The sequence below is a fragment of the Adlercreutzia equolifaciens genome (assembly GCF_029076695.1).
Taxonomy (GTDB): Bacteria; Actinomycetota; Coriobacteriia; order Coriobacteriales; family Eggerthellaceae; genus Adlercreutzia; species Adlercreutzia equolifaciens_A.
On the sequence record NZ_JARFIK010000001.1, the window covers coordinates 364,792 to 380,898 of the forward strand.

Annotated in this window: 11 protein-coding genes; 8 read left to right on the forward strand and 3 right to left on the reverse strand. The window is 62.2% G+C overall.

The annotated features are described in order from the left end of the window. The first annotated feature begins 192 nt into the window (after positions 1–192). Both PZH32_RS01245 and cydC read left to right on the forward strand, forming a co-directional pair. Positions 193–645 carry a YbaN family protein gene (locus PZH32_RS01245; protein WP_275205817.1) on the forward strand — a complete coding sequence of 151 codons (453 nt, stop codon included), beginning with the start codon at positions 193–195 and terminating at the stop codon, positions 643–645. Between the two features lie 26 nt (positions 646–671). Further along, complete coding sequence (gene cydC, locus PZH32_RS01250; protein ID WP_275205818.1) at positions 672–4,169, forward strand: thiol reductant ABC exporter subunit CydC; 3,498 nt, start codon at positions 672–674, stop codon at positions 4,167–4,169. On the opposite strand, the gene PZH32_RS01255 is transcribed toward cydC, so the two are convergent. Continuing rightward, complete coding sequence (locus PZH32_RS01255) at positions 4,162–4,722, reverse strand: TetR/AcrR family transcriptional regulator (RefSeq protein ID WP_275205819.1); 561 nt, start codon at positions 4,720–4,722, stop codon at positions 4,162–4,164. The two genes, cydC and PZH32_RS01255, sit on opposite strands and share 8 nt — an antisense overlap. A gap of 166 nt (positions 4,723–4,888) precedes the next feature. Between PZH32_RS01255 and PZH32_RS01260 the strand changes: the two genes are divergently transcribed. Next, on the forward strand, positions 4,889–6,799 hold the full coding sequence (locus PZH32_RS01260) for a heavy metal translocating P-type ATPase (RefSeq protein WP_275205820.1): 1,911 nt from the start codon (positions 4,889–4,891) through the stop codon (positions 6,797–6,799). Positions 6,800–6,854: 55 nt separating this feature from the next. Here PZH32_RS01260 and PZH32_RS01265 read toward each other — a convergent pair whose 3' ends face one another. Beyond that, a complete protein-coding gene (locus tag PZH32_RS01265; RefSeq protein ID WP_275205821.1) occupies positions 6,855–8,462 on the reverse strand; it encodes an FAD-dependent oxidoreductase in 1,608 nt (535 codons plus the stop codon). 333 nt (positions 8,463–8,795) lie between these two features. On the opposite strand from PZH32_RS01265, the gene PZH32_RS01270 reads away from it, so the two are divergent. After that, the gene (locus PZH32_RS01270) at positions 8,796–10,265 is read left to right on the forward strand and encodes a helix-turn-helix transcriptional regulator (RefSeq protein ID WP_275205822.1); all 1,470 of its coding nucleotides are present in this window, start codon (positions 8,796–8,798) and stop codon (positions 10,263–10,265) included. Between the two features lie 113 nt (positions 10,266–10,378). Here the strand turns inward: PZH32_RS01270 and PZH32_RS01275 are convergent, their stop codons facing one another. Then, positions 10,379–10,921, reverse strand: coding sequence for a GNAT family N-acetyltransferase (locus tag PZH32_RS01275; RefSeq protein WP_275205823.1), 543 nt, complete (start codon positions 10,919–10,921; stop codon positions 10,379–10,381). 241 nt (positions 10,922–11,162) lie between these two features. On the opposite strand from PZH32_RS01275, the gene PZH32_RS01280 reads away from it, so the two are divergent. The 4 genes from PZH32_RS01280 to PZH32_RS01295 all read left to right on the forward strand — a co-directional run bounded on the left by PZH32_RS01280 (position 11,163) and on the right by PZH32_RS01295 (position 16,088). Then, positions 11,163–11,777 carry a DUF1269 domain-containing protein gene (locus PZH32_RS01280; protein WP_275205824.1) on the forward strand — a complete coding sequence of 205 codons (615 nt, stop codon included), beginning with the start codon at positions 11,163–11,165 and terminating at the stop codon, positions 11,775–11,777. A 63-nt stretch (positions 11,778–11,840) separates the two neighbouring features. Further along, a complete protein-coding gene (locus PZH32_RS01285; RefSeq protein WP_275205825.1) occupies positions 11,841–12,512 on the forward strand; it encodes a TetR/AcrR family transcriptional regulator in 672 nt (223 codons plus the stop codon). Between the two features lie 144 nt (positions 12,513–12,656). After that, positions 12,657–13,862, forward strand: a complete 1,206-nt coding sequence (locus tag PZH32_RS01290; RefSeq protein ID WP_275205826.1) for a PLP-dependent aminotransferase family protein — start codon at positions 12,657–12,659, stop codon at positions 13,860–13,862. A gap of 258 nt (positions 13,863–14,120) precedes the next feature. Continuing rightward, positions 14,121–16,088, forward strand: coding sequence for an MFS transporter (locus tag PZH32_RS01295; RefSeq protein ID WP_275205827.1), 1,968 nt, complete (start codon positions 14,121–14,123; stop codon positions 16,086–16,088). The last annotated feature ends 19 nt before the right edge of the window (positions 16,089–16,107 follow it).

Genomic DNA, 16,107 nt, shown 5'->3' on the forward strand with positions numbered 1-16,107 from the left:
ACAGGTACCAGTTTATTTGCAAGAGAGGGCGAAAGGCTCTCTGAACCTCCACAAATGTGAAGAATTAGCCGAGGTTCACTTTAAAAGAGCATTCCCGTCTCTGTAATTGTTAACTTGATATAACATCGCCCGCCGACCATAAGCGCGGCTCCTGATCACTCGGGTGTTGCACCTGATGAAAGGGGAAATTCTATGCAGAAGACTCAACGTAGCGGCACGGCACCCATGACCTTGGCGCAAAAGCTTTGGGCAGGCGCCGGCTTCTTCGCCTTCGGCCTTGGTTTTCTGGGCGCCATCCTTCCGCTTCTGCCGACCACGCCCTTCATTCTGCTTGCGGGCGTATGCTTCGCCCGCAGCTCCGAGAAGGTTAACACCTGGTTCAAGGGCACGAAGCTCTACAAGCTGGTATTCGAAAGCTACGCCCAGCGTCGCACGATGACGCTGAAGGCTAAACTCATGCTGCTCGGGCCTCTTACGGTGCTCCTGGGCATCTCTTTCATGCTCCTTGCCAGCGTGCCGGTGGCCCGCGCCATCATCGCCGTGGTGTGGACGGCCCACATCGTGTACTTCGGCTTCGTCGTCAAACTCGATCGGACGCCGGAAGCGCACGAGGGCGGCATTGAAGCGGCCGCAGCGGCGGAATAGCGCGACTTTATAACGGGAGGAACCTCATGTTCGATAAGCGACTGTTGGAAATGGCCCCCGAAGCGCGGGCCCACATTATTGCCAGCGTGGTGCTGCAGTGGATAGCGCTGCTGGCCAACATCGGATTCGTGCTGGCCGTGGGCATCGTCGTGCAGTCGTTTCTTTCCGGCCAGGCCTCGCCGGGGTGGCAGGGCTTTCTTCTTACCGTGGCTGCGGCGGCTATTCTCATCCGCCTGGTGTGCCTTTCCTTTGCCCAGCGTGCGGGCCTGAAGGCAGCCGCCGTGGCCAAACGGGCCGTGCGCACGCAAATCTACGACAAGCTGGTGCGCATGGGGCCGTCTTATACCGAATCGGTCTCCACCGCCGAGGCCGTGCAGGTCTGCGTAGAGGGCACCGAGCAGCTGGAGGGCTACTTCGGCGCCTATTTGCCGCAGCTGTTCTACGCCGCCCTGGCGCCGCTGACCTTGTTCGTGTGCCTGGCGCCGCTGTGCCTGCCCGCCGCCATTGCGCTGCTGGTGTGCGTGCCGCTTATCCCCGCCTCCATCGTGGCCATTCAAAAGATTGCCAAGCGCGTCATGGGCAACTACTGGGGCGCTTACACCGACCTGGGCGAAACCTTCCTCGAGAACCTGCAGGGTCTGACGACGCTTAAGATTTTCCAAGCCGATGGGGCGCGCCACGAGTCGATGAACCGGGAGGCCGAGCGGTTCCGCCGCGCCACCATGAAGCTGTTGTCCATGCAGTTGAACTCGGTGACGGTCATGGACCTCTTCGCTTTCGGCGGGGCGGCCATCGGCATCGTGGTGGTGGCGGTCAACTTCGCCACGGGCTCCATTCCGTTTTTCGCCGCCTTCACCGTACTGTTCCTGTCGGCAGAGTTCTTCCTGCCGCTGCGCGCCTTGGGCTCGTACTTTCACACCGCCATGGGAGGCATGGCCGTGGCCGAGAAGATGTACCGCATCCTGGACACTCCCTGCGCCCCGCGCGGCAGCCACATCATCGACGAAAGCGATGCCACGCTGACCTGCCGCAACCTGAGCTATTCCTACGACGGCGAGCGCACGGTACTCAGCAACGTGGACTTCACGGCGCCCACGGGCTCGTTCACGGGTATTGTGGGCGAGAGCGGTTCGGGCAAGTCCACCCTGGCCGGCATCTTGAGCGGCCGTGCGGCCGATTTCAGCGGCGACGTGAGCATCGGCGGCGTGCCCCTGGAAAAGGCCTCCCCCACGGCCCTGGCGGCCACGGTTACCGTTGTTCCCTTTTCCAGCTACCTGTTCAAGGGCACCGTACGATCGAACCTGCTGATGGCCAACCCCCTGGCCACCGACGAGGAGCTCTGGGACGCCCTGCGCCGCTGCCGCGTCGATGCCTTCGTGCGCGAGATGGGCGGCCTGGACGCCGCCGTGGCCGAGGAGGGCAAGAACCTTTCGGGCGGCCAGCGTCAGCGCATCGCCTTAGCCCGCGCGCTGCTGCATGACACCCCGGCCTACATCTTCGACGAGGCCACATCGAACGTCGACGCCGAAAGCGAGCACGCCATTATCGAGACCATCCACGAGCTGGCGCGCACGAAGACCGTCGTTATGATCTCCCATCGCTTGTCCGCCGTGGCCGACGCCGATCAGATCTATGTCATGGAGGCCGGCCGCGTGGCCGAGCAGGGAACCCACGACGACCTGTTGGCCCGCGGCGGCTCCTATGCGCATCTGTGGAACCAACAGGCCGAGCTGGAGGCGCTCACCGCCGATGCCCCTCAATGCCTTGCCGACGAGGGCCCCGCGCCTACGGCCTCCCCCGCTCCTCAAGCTGCGGAAGGCACCGAGGCCGAGGGTACCGCTTCCTCCCCCTCTGCCGCCGACGGCTACGATGCTTCCCATCTGGTTGTTATGGGACGTCTTGTCGTCTTGGTGAAACCGCTGCTGGGCTGGATGCTTTTGGCGGTGCTGCTGGGCGTCCTCGGATTCGGCGCCGCTATTTTCCTTACCGTGTTCGGCATGGTCGCCCTGATGGATGTTGCAGGCTTCCCCTCGGCGCTGGGCTTCACTGGCGCTCTGGCCTTGGTGGCCGTCTGCGGCCTGACACGCGGGCCCTTGCGCTACGGCGAGCAGATGTGCAACCACTACCTGGCCTTCAAGCTGTTGGCTCTTGTGCGCGACCAGGTTTTCGGCGCCCTGCGGCGCCTTGCCCCGGCCAAGCTGGAAGGCCGCGACAAGGGGGATCTGGTGTCGCTGGTCACCGCCGACATCGAGCTGCTCGAGGTGTTCTACGCCCACACGCTTTCGCCCGTCGTTATCGCGCTCATCGTATCGGTGTCCATGGTGGCCTTCTTCGGCAGCATCGATCCGGCCTTTGCTTGGATGGGCGCGCTCTCTTATCTGATAGTCGGCGTGGGTCTTCCCTGGGTGGGCTCGAAGGCCAGCGGCAACGCCGGGCGTGCCCTGCGCGAGGGCATTGCCGACATGAACGCCTTTGTGTTGGACAGCCTGCGCGGCCTGCGCGAGACGCTGCAGTACGGGCGTGCCGATGAGCGCGCCGGGGAACTGGCCGATCGCATGAAGGCCCACGAGGCCGTCGAGCGCAAGCAGAAAAGCCGCACGGCGCTTTTCATGGCGGGCACCAATGCCGTCGTACTGGCCTTGGATGCCCTTATGATCTTGCTGGCCGGCGCCCTGGTGTTTTCCGGCCAGGTTTCCGCCGGAGCGGCCCTGGTGGCCCTTACCGCCTTCATGTCGTCGTTCGGGCCGGTTATTGCCGTGGCGAATCTGGGCACCACCTTGCAGCAGACGCTGGCCTCGGGCGCCCGCGTGCTGGAGCTGCTTCGCGAGGAGCCCCAGACTCGCGAGGTGACCGACGGCGTAGAACTGGCCGACTTCACCGGTGCCGGCGCCCATCACGTCGACTTCTCCTATAACGCGGTGCCGGTGCTCCACGATGTGAACCTGGCCATCGAGCCCGGCACCATTGTGCAGATTGCCGGCCGCTCGGGATCGGGCAAGTCCACCCTGTGCAAGCTGTTCCTGCGTTTCTGGGACACCACTCGCGGCACCGTGGAGCTCTCCCGCCAGGACATTCGCCAGATCAATACCGACAGCTTGCGAGCCAATGAAAGCTGCATGACCCAGGAGACGCACCTGTTCGTCGGCACCCTGGCTGAGAACATTCTCATCGCGAAGCCGGACGCCACCCCCGAAGAGCTGGCCGCGGCCTGCGAGAAGGCGGCCTTGGGCGACTTCCTGGCGCGTCTGCCCCAGGGCCTCGAGACACCCGTGGGCGAGCTGGGCGACACCCTCTCCGGCGGCGAGCGCCAGCGCATCGGGCTGGCCCGCATGTTCCTGCATGAAGCGCCGTTCATGCTGCTTGACGAGCCCACGTCCAACCTGGACAGCCTGAACGAGGCCGCCGTGCTGCGCGCCCTGCGCGATGGCAAGGGCGACCGCACGGTCATCCTCGTAAGCCACCGCCCCTCCACCGCTGCCGTGGCCGACCGCACCATCACCGTCGAGCACGGACGCGTCAGCTAGAAAGCACGGGGGCGGGAGCTTCGGCCAGCACCGCGAACCAAGCGGCTACCCGCTCGGGCTTCTCTTGGGCTCCCTGGGCGAGCCACCAGGCTACTGCCTGGGAGAACGCGCTCACCAGCATAGCGCTCATCAGGTCGGACGGCACCTCAGGCGAGGGCGTCGTCTCGGCCTCGATGAGCACGCGCAGCTGACTTTGGAAGTAACCGGTAAAGATAGGCTCGCCTTCACTGATCAGCTTGCCGCACACCCCCGAGTGGGTGTCACGCAGATGATACAGAAGGTGCGCCAACTTGCCCTGCAAATCTGCCGTCTGCAGCTCCTGATGGGTGACGCAGTAGGCGTTCACGCCTTCGAAGATGTGGTCGAACATTTCCGTGCACATACTGCGGAGCAGCTCGTCCTTCGTTTCGAAATGGGCGTAGAACGTAGAGCGGCCGATATCGGCCCGATCGATAATTTGGGCCACGGTTACCTGGCTATAGTGCTCCTCGGACATAAGGGCCTCGAAGGCCTCGTAAATAGCGCGGCGGCTACGGCGCTGGCGTCGGTCCATGGCCGGTCCTTTCTGGACAATAAGGCGAATTTGTTCGGAAACGGCCAGTTTTTCCCAAGCGTCCCGTAGCGATCAAAGACCACCGAATGCTCCGCTCGTTTCCAAACGTATTGCATTATAACGAACAGTATGTTCCGTAATGGCTTATCTGTCTGAAGGGTGCTCCATGGCTGTTAAACAACATATCGACGATATTTGCGAACGCGTTGAGGAAGCCATGGAGGTGGGCGGCATCAAGAAGTCCATCGCCTTTTTGATTGTCTCAGGTCTGGCCCTGGTGGTAAGCCTTGTAGCCCCCCAGAGCTTCCCCGTGGACCCCGCCTGGATTGCCATCATCCTTTGCGGCGTGCCCATTGTGGTGGGCGCTATCATCGGCCTGGTCACCGAGTTCGACATCAAGGCCGACGTGCTGGTGTCCATTGCCCTTATTGCCGCCATTGCCATTGGCGAGGACTTTGCCGCCGGCGAGGTGGCCTTCATTATGCAAATCGGCGCTCTGCTGGAAGAAATCACCGTGGAACGCGCTCGGGCGGGCATCGAGCGCCTTATCGATCTGGCCCCGCGCACAGCGCGCGTGCTGGTGGACGGAGAAGAGCGCATCCTTGACGCTTTGGAAGTGAAGATCGGCGATGCGCTGCGCATCCTTCCCGGCGAGACCATCCCCGTGGACGGCATCATCACCCGCGGTCAAACCGCCGTAGATCAGTCGGTGATGACCGGCGAGCCCATGCCCGTGGACAAGGCCGAGGGCGACGAGGTCTCCTCGGGCACTGTGAATCAGCTGGGCTCCTTCGACATGACCGCCACGCGCGTGGGCGAGGACAGCTCAATTCAGCGCATGGTGCGCCTGGTACAGTCGGCCGATGCCGACAAGGCGAAGGTGGTGCGCGTGGCCGATCGATGGGCCACCTGGATTGTAGTGGCTGCCCTGACTGCCGCGCTTATTACGTGGCTGGTTACAGGTGAAATTCTGCGCGCCGTCACCATTCTCGTTGTGTTCTGTCCCTGCGCCCTGGTGCTGGCCACCCCGACCGCCATTATGGCCGCCATCGGCAACGCCACCAAGCACAACTTCCTTACCCGCGAGGGGGACGCCCTAGAGCGCATGGCCCGCGTCACCCAGGTAGCTTTTGATAAAACCGGCACCCTCACCTACGGTGCGCCGCAGATTGTCGGGGTTCGCGCCGTAGGGCACGGCTGGACCGATGAGCAGCTGTTCGAGGTAGCAGCGCGCGCCGAGTCGCGCAGCGAGCATCCGCTGGGCCGCGCCATCGTGGCCAGCTGGCAGAAAGCCCATCCGAATGGCGCCCTGGGCGCGGTGGCGGCCGAGAGCTTCCAGCTGCTTTTAGGTCGCGGCGTCAGCGCCGAAGTAGACAACCGCCAGGTGCTGGTCGTGAACCGAGCGGGACTCGACGAGCGCGGGGTGACCGTACCCGAACCCGTGACGAGAACGGCCGAGGAGGCCGAGGCCGACGGCTGCACCGTGGTGTATGTGGCCGTGGACGGCGAACTGGCCGGCTATCTGGCCCTGGCCGATCAGTTGCGAGCCGAGGCCCCCGCCATGATAGCCGCCTTGAAGGAGCAGGGCCTTGTCCCCGTGCTGCTCACGGGCGACAACGAGCGCGCTGCTGCCGCCATCGCGCGCACGCTGGGCATCCAGGAGGTGCACGCCCACTGCCTGCCCGAGGACAAGATTCGCCTCATCGACGCCTACGAGAAAGAAGGCAAGCTCACCTGCATGGTGGGCGACGGCGTGAACGACGCGCCGGCCCTGAAGCGCGCCTACGTCTCGGTAGCCATGGGCGGCGTGGGCAGCGACATTGCCGTTGATGCCGCCGATATCGCCCTCATCAACGACGACATCGCCGAGCTGCCGCACCTTACCGCCCTGGGCCGCCACACCATGCGCACCATCACCGCCAACCTCACCTTCGCCATGACCGTGAATCTGGTTGCTACCTTGCTGGCCATCCTGGGCCTTATGGGCCCCGTGGTGGGCGCCCTGGTGCACAACGTCGGCTCAGTGCTCGTTATCGGCAACTCCGCCCTACTGCTGAAGTGGCGCAAGCACAAATAAGCGCCCCTGGGAGGGAGGACCCAGGGGCGCCGATGCGGAAAGGTCGCGTGAGCGATTAGAAGTCCTCGTCCACCGTGCCCAAGATAGACTGCACGGCCACCATACCGCCCGTCACGGAGCGGCCTACCGAGAACCCCAGGTAGCGCGCCGGATAATCAGGACCGAACATGCCGCCCGAGGCATTGCCCGCGGCCCACAGGCCCGGAATAACCTGACCGTCTTCGGCAAGCACGCGCATTTGGTCATCCACGAGCAAGCCGGCATCCACGCAGTTGATGCCGTTCGTGTAATGGAAGGCATAGAAGGGTCCCTCCTTGATACCGGCGTACTTCAGGTACTTCGGATCCAAGAAGTAATCCTCATCAGCTCCCTGGTCCACGAACCCGTTGAAACGATCGACCACCGCTTTCAGCTGGCTGGGATCAATGCCGATCTGCTGGGCCAGCTCTTCAATGCTATCGGCCTTGAAGCCCGTGCCTTCCGCAACCATGCCCTCGACAGCCTCCATGTTGTCCGGGGGCATGAAGGCGCGATTGTAGGCCGGAATCCCCTCTAACAGATGACTGTCGATAATCTGGTAGCACTCGTGGTTGGGCTGGTGCAGAATGGAGTTCGTGACGAACTCGAACCACTGCCCCTCGTTCATAAAACGCTCGCCCTTGTTGTTTACCGTGAGCCACGGCACGCCCTTGAACTGAGCATTGCCCGCTACATCCAAGTGAAGCTGGCAGTTTGCCGCCACCGGCTCGATGGCTGCCCCTACCCAGGTGCCCATCTTCACCGCGTCGCCGTCCAGGCCGTCGCGGGCATTAAAGTGAGGAAGCCCGATGGCCTCGGGGAACCAACGCTCCAGCATTTCCTCGTTATCGCAAATGTCTCCTGTGCACAGAATGACGCCATCGGTGGTGTTAACGCGCACATAGCTGCCATCGGCGGTCTGGCCGATAACGCCCGTTACCGCTCCTGAGTCGTCTTTGATCAGCTGGGTGGCCGGCGTTTCGTACAGGATGGTACCGCCGTTTTCCTGCGCCCAGTTGCAAATCCAGTCGCCGACAATACCGATGCCGTCCTTGGTGGATTCCCACCCGTCGATGGCCCAGGCCGTGCCGAAGTGATCACCGGACAGCAGAACGTAATCAAGATTGGCGCCGGGAATATTGTCGCGCAGCCATTCCACCGCCGGTCCCGACTTGAACACCATGCGACGAATCAGCGCATGGTTTGTCTTTCCGCAGGTTGCATCTACCAAGCCCTGCATGATGGTCTGGAAATCATAGCCCTCGGGAAGGCCGTACTTCTCGGGGTCGGAGGTGTTGAAGACACCGCAGCCACCGCCGCCGTTGTGCATGGTCTCGAGCTTCTGCAGCGCCACTACCTTTTTGCCGTTCTTCATGGCGTAGTACATGGCGCCCGGGCCCGCGGCGCCCAAGCCGACGACGCAGATATCGCAGTCGTAAGTTTCGGAAATCTGGTCATCGGCAGGAAGCTCAGGCGCAGCATCCCAGCTCCACCGCACGTCCGAGGTGCTGCTGAGCTCTGTGGGGGTCTCAGCGTCGCTCGTCGCCGGCTGTGCCTCGGGAGCGCAGCCCGCCAATCCCGCTACCGCGGCGGCACCCGCCGCCATGCCGGCTCCCTTGAGAAAATTCCTTCTCGTCAGATCCATGATCCCATCTCCTTTCAAGAGTATACGAGGAGCCCTCTCCCACGCTTCTCCCTTCCCTGGGAAGCGCCCGGCTCTTCTCGCTAAGAAAATCCTACGGTTCAGCAAGAAATCATGCGACCCAATCCACCGCCGAAAACCACGGTATTGTGGAGGTAGGGCATACCCAAATCAGCCAAAAAATCAGGGTAATTTGACTAAACGCCCTCATAGGAACGTACCCTACCGGAGTCTCTTCTTCTCCCGTGGGGTACAATGCGAACACGCGAAAGAGCTTCGACTCGTTGCCCCACCATCGCGCTTCTCTTTGCTCGCCCGTTCCCCCAAGGAAAGCCAATGCGTCAGATCCACCATGTTCTTGCTCTACTTCGCATGCGTCTTTGCTTTCCCCTCAGCTGTTTGGGAATCGGACTCGTCTCCACCTGGAGTGAGCTGAGCTTTATTCATTCGCCGCTTTCCTTCGGGACTCTTGCCGAACCGGTTTTTCAGACATTCAATCTCAGTTCGGTCGTCCCCATGGCCCTTGTCGCCCTGCTTCTCCGACTGGGAAAAATCAGTCGCCCCCTGGTGTCGCGTCCCCTGTGTCTAGCGACGACGCTTGCTCTCTTGCTTATGGCCACTGCCACAAGCTTTTGCGCAATGCTCCTCTTTGACGGGCTTCCCTGGCTGCTGGCCCTCTCGGCCGTCGTCGGCGGGGTGGGTCTTGGCTTTCTTTTCGTCATGTGGTTTGAAGTGGTCAGCCATTTGAAGCCCGCGGACCTACTCCTTGCTTATGCGCTTGGCTGTGTTTTGCGCGTGGTTCTCATCTGGTTTGGGTCGGGAATGCAGCCCGATCGCCAGGGAATATGGCTCGGACTGGTCGCTCTCGCCGCCATCGCGCTCCTTCGGCTTGCGCGCAACGCCGTCGCGAAAGAGACCCCCGTTCTCTCCCCCTCTTTTGACAATAAACAAAAAGACAGCTCCCACGAGGAAACACGCTGCGCTTTTCCCGTGCGTCCTCTTCTGTTCGTTGTGACGGGCACGCTCACACTTTCTTTCGCCCTGGGGCTAGGCGGAAGTGCCGCCGGCACCAACGGAAACCCGGGCGTTTTGGGAGCCGCCCTGTTGGCCATCACGCTTGTCACGCTCAAGGGCGATAACTTCCAATTCAAATGGCTGTGGCAGTGCTCCATTGCCCTTATTGCGACAGCTATTGTCGTCTACGCGCTTTTCGGTGCCGGCCTGCCCCTCATATCCGGGTTTCTCGTATGCGCTTCTTACGAGCTCTGTCTTATGCTTGTGTACTGCATCTTGGGAGATTTGGTTTATCGCAGCTTCTATAATTCGACCTTCTTGTATTCCCTTGAAATTTGCATCGCTCTTTCTGCAGGTATGGCAGGCGATCTGCTTCTTAACGGTATTTCTCACGCCTTCCCCTCATCGATAGGACTTGCGCTAACGCTTGTCTGCAGCCTCTTGGCTCTTCTCTATGCCGTCACCGCCGTGAGGACGTTTTCCGATCCTGATCTCCAAGGTCGTTGGAGCACGCTCATTCGCCAACCTGTCGGCCAGGACATGGCGCCGTTGCTCGAGCGGTCGCGCCTGGGCCTACGGTGCCACGAGCTGGCTGGCGAAGCAGGTCTCTCGTCCCGCGAAGAAGAAATCCTGCTGCTCATGGCGCAGCGGAAGAAGCCCTCGGCCATTGCCGAGCAGCTGGTCATTGCCGTTAGCACGGTGAACACGCACAAGAAGCATATCTATCGCAAGCTGGATGTCCATTCGGCCAAAGAGCTACAAACGCGCATCGGCCAGGTTGACGAGGACTAGTTAGGATTCGTGCTTCCTTCGCATTCAGGAGCGATTTTGCCCGACGGCGAGGAAACAGAGACCCGAGAAGAGCGTAGCCGACGAGCCTCGGTCGACCCCCAGCGCGCCGCCCCTTACAGCGCCTTTTCGTACAGCACGAAGCGGGGCTCTTCGGTGTCGATGTAGGTGCCGTACGTGAGATGATGGCGCCCCATGTTCTGATAGCCCAAACGCTCGTAGGTGCGCTGGGCTCCTACATTGGTGATAAGCGTGTCCAGGCGCACGGCGCCGTAACCGCGGCGCGCCGCTTCTGCTTCCACGGCCTCCATGAAGGGGCGGGCTAGGCCTTGCCCGCGGAAAGCCGGATGCATGCCGAAAAGGTGGATTGTGACAAATTCCCCGGGCGCAGCATCCACCTGCCAGGGCACCGCCTCGTAGCCCGGGGCCGCCGTCTCGTCGCAGACGAGGGCACCAACCACCTGGCCGTCCTTGAAGCCAACAAAAAGCGCGTCGGCCTCCACCGCAGCCTCAAGCTGCTCGCGGCAGGGATGCACGCCCACGCGCCAGAGCGGGTCGTTGTCGGTACCCGCCACGGCTTCCTGGACTTCCGTATACATAACCAGAAGATCGTCAATGTCCTCGAGTGTTCCCTGCCTTACGCAGAAGTCCTCGGCCATACCGCACCCCTTTTCCCTTGTCTTAGCCGCAATTCTATCATCTGCCCCTCCTCTTGCGGGAGCAAGAGGACCCTTGCGGCTCCCCCAGTCAGAATTACCACGCCTGACAAAGAGGGGGCGGAGCGGCAACAACCCACGGAGCCGCCCTTCGATAGCCGTCGACCTTTTTATGATGCAGGTATACGCATATACAACTATATGCGATGCATTCTGGCGTATGCTTAACGAGAAAGGAACTGCCGTGGAAAATGTCGTTATGGTCACCTTTGACGTAGAGAGCCAGGCTTACCAAGCCTTCTCTCAGCTGAAGAACGATGCGGTCAATTCTGCTTACACTATCTTGCAGATGGCCGTCCTCAAGAACGAGAACGGTCGCGTCGTTGCCGTCGATGGGTTCGACTCGGAGACCGATGCTGCAACGAACACCCTGGTAGGCGGCTTGCTGGGAAGCGTGCTAGGCATTCTGGGCGGCCCGCTTGGGGTGCTGCTGTGCGGCGGAGTCGGCCTCATTGCCGGCAGCATCGTAGACGCTTCGGACGCCGACGACGAGTCGACGCTGCTCGAGTACGTCAGCCAGACCCTTGGAGCTGGCCAGACGGCCATTATCGCTTTGGTTCAGGAAACTGACGAAGCGGCGTTCAACCTGCGCCTGCAGGACTACGACTGCGTCATCATGCGCTGGGACGCCGCCGAAGTAGCCGACGAAGTGGAGCAGGAGCGCCAGGTGCAGAAGCAGCTGGCCAAACAGGCCAAGGAAGAGCTGCGCGCGCAGAAGAAGGCCGATCGCAAGCAGGAGATAGAAGAGAAGCGCCAGGCCATTCGCCAGAAGTTCGACGACTTCAAGCAGCGCCTGTAGCCAAACCGGACAGCAGCGGGGCGCCCTTTACCACAAAGGGCGCCCCCGAGAGTGAGGACCCCCATGAGCTCGAGGCCCGAAAATCCCAACAAACGCCGCATTCGCGCAGCGGCTTTTACCCTTATGCAGGAAAAGGGGTATAGCGCCTCCAGCTATACCGAGATTGCCCTCAGAAGCGGCTGCGGCCGGCCGCTGGTGCAGCGCCATTTCCCCAAAAAGGAGCTCTTCATTCTGGAGCTGGTTTCTCAAGCAGCCGCACGCTGTCGCGAGCTTCTGTCCGAGGCCGGAGTTCGCGATAGCTTTCCCGTTACCCGAGCCCTCCATCTCACCCAGCTGTACCTTTCGCTGCTCCTGTACGATCGATCGATGATTGCGCTCACGCGCGATGTTCTTTCTCAGCGCTGCATTATGAGCGACATTATTATGCTGCACTATCAGTCGGCCTTCTCCTTTTCCACGGGCGCACCCGATGCCGCGTGCCATCAAAGCGCCGTCAAAGCCATGGGTGGCACCTACGAGCTCATTGTCGATCTTGCCGACAACGATGCGCCCCTTGATGCCGGCGATCTGGCAGCTCAAACTCTAGCTGCCTATGTGTGCTTTACCACCAACGCCGCCTATGGAGATGCCTACCAGTCCATGCGCCGCGCCCTCCTTCCCCGTGAGCTTATGGCGAAGTTAGTTCCTCACGTTATCGCCACCTTGCGGGGTGACCTCTCATCAGGGAAGGCATAACCGCCCCTCACGGCGCTTTCTTCCACGCTTGGGCCGAAATAACGGTTGCGCGGCCGCTTGTTAGTGGAACAATGGTTCCGAGAGCATTTCCCTAAGGAAGCGGCTGCGAGACCATCGTCCCGCGCCGAACGAGCGGAGGACCCTATGGCAGACACCACCTTTGAAATTGACGAGCTTCTTTCCGACGGCATCACGAACACGCCGCCCTCTTTCGTGCGCGCTATCCTGAAGGCCGCTTCGGATCCGAACGTCACCTCCTTCGCCGGCGGTCTGCCCAACCCCATCTCCTTCCCCCAGGAAAAGCTGATGGAGTCCATGGAGCGCGTGGTGGCCGAGCGCGGTGCCGATGCCTTCCAGTATTCCGCCACGGCCGGCATCGAAGAGCTGCGCGGCTGGATTGCCGATCGCTACAACAAGCGCTTCGGCACCGACTACGTAGCCGACGACGTACTTATCACCACCGGCTCCCAACAGGTGCTCGACCTCCTGGGCAAGGTGCTGTTGGACAAGGGCGACGGCGTCATTGTGGAGAAGCCCACCTACCTGGCTGCCATCCAGGCCTTCGCTCTCAACCAGCCGGTCTTCCGCGAAGTGGAATTGACCGAGGACGGCCTGAACATCGAAGAGCTCAACGAGGCCCTGGACGCCGGCGCCAAGATGATCTATCTCATCCCGAACTTCCAGAACCCCACGGGCCTTACCTACACCGAGGAGGGCCGCCGCCAGGTGCGCGAGGCCCTGGCCAACCGCAACATTGTGGTGGTGGAGGACGATCCCTACGGCGAGCTGCGCTTCGAGGGAGAATCGCTGCCCTACATCGGCGGCGTGAACCACCCCCACGGTGTCATCATGGGCTCCTTCTCGAAGACGGTCACCCCCGGCTTCCGCATGGGCTACCTGCTCACGAAAGACCATGCGCTGCTGAAGGCCCTGAACACCGCCAAGGAGGCGGCCGACCTGCACACCAACGTGTTCTCCCAGTACGTGGTGTACGACTACCTGACCCACAACGATCTGGACGAGCACCTGGTGAAGATCCGCGATCTCTACGGTAAGCAGGCCGCGGCCATGGTGGAGGCCATGGGCGAGTACTTCCCCGCGAACGTCTCCTTCACGAAGCCCGAGGGCGGCATGTTCCTGTGGGTCACTCTTCCCGAGGGCATTTCCACCATGGATATGTTCGATAAGGCGCTGGAGCGCAACGTGGCCTTCGTGCCGGGCGATCCGTTCTACGCCGAGCCGGGCAAGCACTCCACCATGCGCCTGAACTTCACCAACGCCGATGAGGACACCATCCGCGACGGCATTCGCCGCTTGGGCGAGGTCATCGCCGAGGTAGTTGCCGAGTAGCGCACGGCCGCATTTCACCACAAAGAACGGGGTCTGGCGGCTCCATTCACGGAATTGAAGGGCGCGTTTCGCGCCCTTTTCGTGATAACCTGTCAACTCGCACAATTTAATAAGCACTGCAAACGACACATGTAGCGCCGGGCGGCGCGTAAATCTGATCACGGCACAGGAAAGACTTCCGCCGTGACGTCATGCCCACTGCGCTCTTCCTCTGCCTGATCCGATTTGCCCGCCGCGCGCTGCGGAAGGAGGAAATCGGTGTCCCATCAAGCATCACCCGCTGCCGCCACCAAGCAGCAAAACCCCGCGGCTATTCTCTTCGTTGCCGCCTTCGCGGCCTTCTTGGCCACCTTCAACGAGACGTTTTTGAACGTGGGCTTCGCCCCCATCATGGAGGCCCTGTCCGTGGACGTGTCCACGGTTCAGTGGCTGGCCACCGCCTACATGCTGGGCGCGGCCGTCATGGTGCCGGTGTCGGCCTTCGCCTACCGTTCGTTCCCCACGCGTCCGCTGTTCTGCGCCACCACGGCCCTGCTGGTCATCGGCTCCATTATCGGCGGCTTGGCGCCTAACTTCGCCGTGCTGCTGGTGGGCCGCATCGTGCAGGCCCTGGGCACGGGCATGCTCATCCCCATCGGCATGAACATCACCCTGGAGGTGGCGCCCCGCGAGAAGCTGGGCACCTATATGGGAATCATGGGCGCTATGACCACCCTGGGACCCTCTTCCTCGGTTATCCTGGCCGGCCTGATTCTTGCCATTGCCCCGTGGAACATGCTTCTGTGGGTGTTCGCCGGGCTGTCGCTTATCTGCCTGCTGTGCGGCGCGTTCATCCTGCGCGACATCGCGCACCTGACGCATCCGAAGCTCGATGCCGCCTCGGTGGCCCTTATCGGCGTGGCGCTCATCGGCATCCTGTACGGCGTGTCCACCATCTTCGCGGGCTCGGTGCCCGTGGCCGTGGGCGCTGCCGTAGTGGGCATTATCGCCCTCGTGTTCTTCGTGAAGCGCCAGGGCACCTTGGCCGAGCCGCTGATCGATCTGCGTCCGCTGAAGATCCCGCCCTTCGCGGTGGGCGTTATCGCCAACATGCTTTCCCTGGTGACCATCTTCGCCATGAACATCATCGTGCCCACCTTCATGCAGTCGGTACTGGGCACGCCGCCGCTGGTGGCCTCGCTGACGCTGTTCCCTGCCATCCTGTGCTCCTGCGCCGCCTCCCCTCTCGCGGGACGCATCTACGACAAGCACGGTCCGGGCATCTTGCTGCCCGTGGGCTTCGCCTGCATCGCGGTGTTCTCGGTGCTGACGGCCCTGTTCATCGCCACGGCCTCGCCGGTACTGCTGGCCATCATCTACATTCCCGTCATTTGCGGCTCGGCGCTTATCATCGGCCCGGTGCAGTCCTTCGCCCTGTCGAAGCTGCCGCCCGAGATGAACCCTCACGGCGTGACCGTCATGTCCACGGGCTTCCAGATTGCCGGCTGCTTCGGCTCTTCGGTGTTCACCGGCGTCTACGCGCTGGTGGGCGCCTCGGCGGCTGCCTCGGGCGTTGCCGCCGCTGAAGCCGCTACCAGCGGTATGGTGGCCTCCGGCGTGCTGGTGGGCGTGTTCGCCCTGGTGGGCTTCTTCCTGGCTCTGTGGATTCGCCGCGCGGCCGCAAAGCCCATCGTGGACGCCGCTCCGCAAGCCGCGTGGGGCGAAGCCGCCGAGGGCGCTGCTGCTGGGGCGGCCGCCGCGGCTTCCGACACCTTGGCCGCCATCATGAAGACCGATGTGTTCACCGTCTCTCCCACTACCTCGGTGGCCCAGGCCATGGAGCTGTTCGCCGACAAGGGCATCTCCGGTGCGCCCGTGGTTGACGAGGCCCGTCGCGTGGTGGGCTTCGTGTCCGACGGCGACATCATGGCCTCCCTGGCCGACCAGGTGCCGGCCTTCAAGACCGCCTGGTCCTTCGTGGTGGAGCGCGAGAACGCCGACTTCGACGCCACGCTGCGCGAGACCATGGCTCTGCCGGTCAGCGAGATTGCCACGAAGCGCGTGATTTCCGTGGACGTGAACGACGACTTGGGCGAAGTGGCCCGCGTTCTGTCGGAGGGCCACCTGAAGAAGGCCCCGGTGCTGGAGAACGGGCGCATGGTGGGCATCATCAACCGCTCGAACATCACCCGCTACGCCATCGACCGCTACTACGAGGAAGCGCAGCGCGAGGCCAACGGCCGCTAAAACGCACGCCGAACAGACA

Excerpts from the sequence above, each read along its gene's own strand:
- PZH32_RS01245 (WP_275205817.1), top strand. The coding sequence starts at position 193 with ATGCAGAAGACTCAACGTAGCGGCACGGCACCCATGACCTTGGCGCAA.
- cydC (WP_275205818.1), top strand. The coding sequence starts at position 672 with ATGTTCGATAAGCGACTGTTGGAAATGGCCCCCGAAGCGCGGGCCCAC.
- PZH32_RS01255 (WP_275205819.1), bottom strand. The coding sequence starts at position 4,722 with ATGGACCGACGCCAGCGCCGTAGCCGCCGCGCTATTTACGAGGCCTTC.
- PZH32_RS01260 (WP_275205820.1), top strand. The coding sequence starts at position 4,889 with ATGGCTGTTAAACAACATATCGACGATATTTGCGAACGCGTTGAGGAA.
- PZH32_RS01265 (WP_275205821.1), bottom strand. The coding sequence starts at position 8,462 with ATGGATCTGACGAGAAGGAATTTTCTCAAGGGAGCCGGCATGGCGGCG.
- PZH32_RS01270 (WP_275205822.1), top strand. The coding sequence starts at position 8,796 with ATGCGTCAGATCCACCATGTTCTTGCTCTACTTCGCATGCGTCTTTGC.
- PZH32_RS01275 (WP_275205823.1), bottom strand. The coding sequence starts at position 10,921 with ATGGCCGAGGACTTCTGCGTAAGGCAGGGAACACTCGAGGACATTGAC.
- PZH32_RS01285 (WP_275205825.1), top strand. The coding sequence starts at position 11,841 with ATGAGCTCGAGGCCCGAAAATCCCAACAAACGCCGCATTCGCGCAGCG.
- PZH32_RS01290 (WP_275205826.1), top strand. The coding sequence starts at position 12,657 with ATGGCAGACACCACCTTTGAAATTGACGAGCTTCTTTCCGACGGCATC.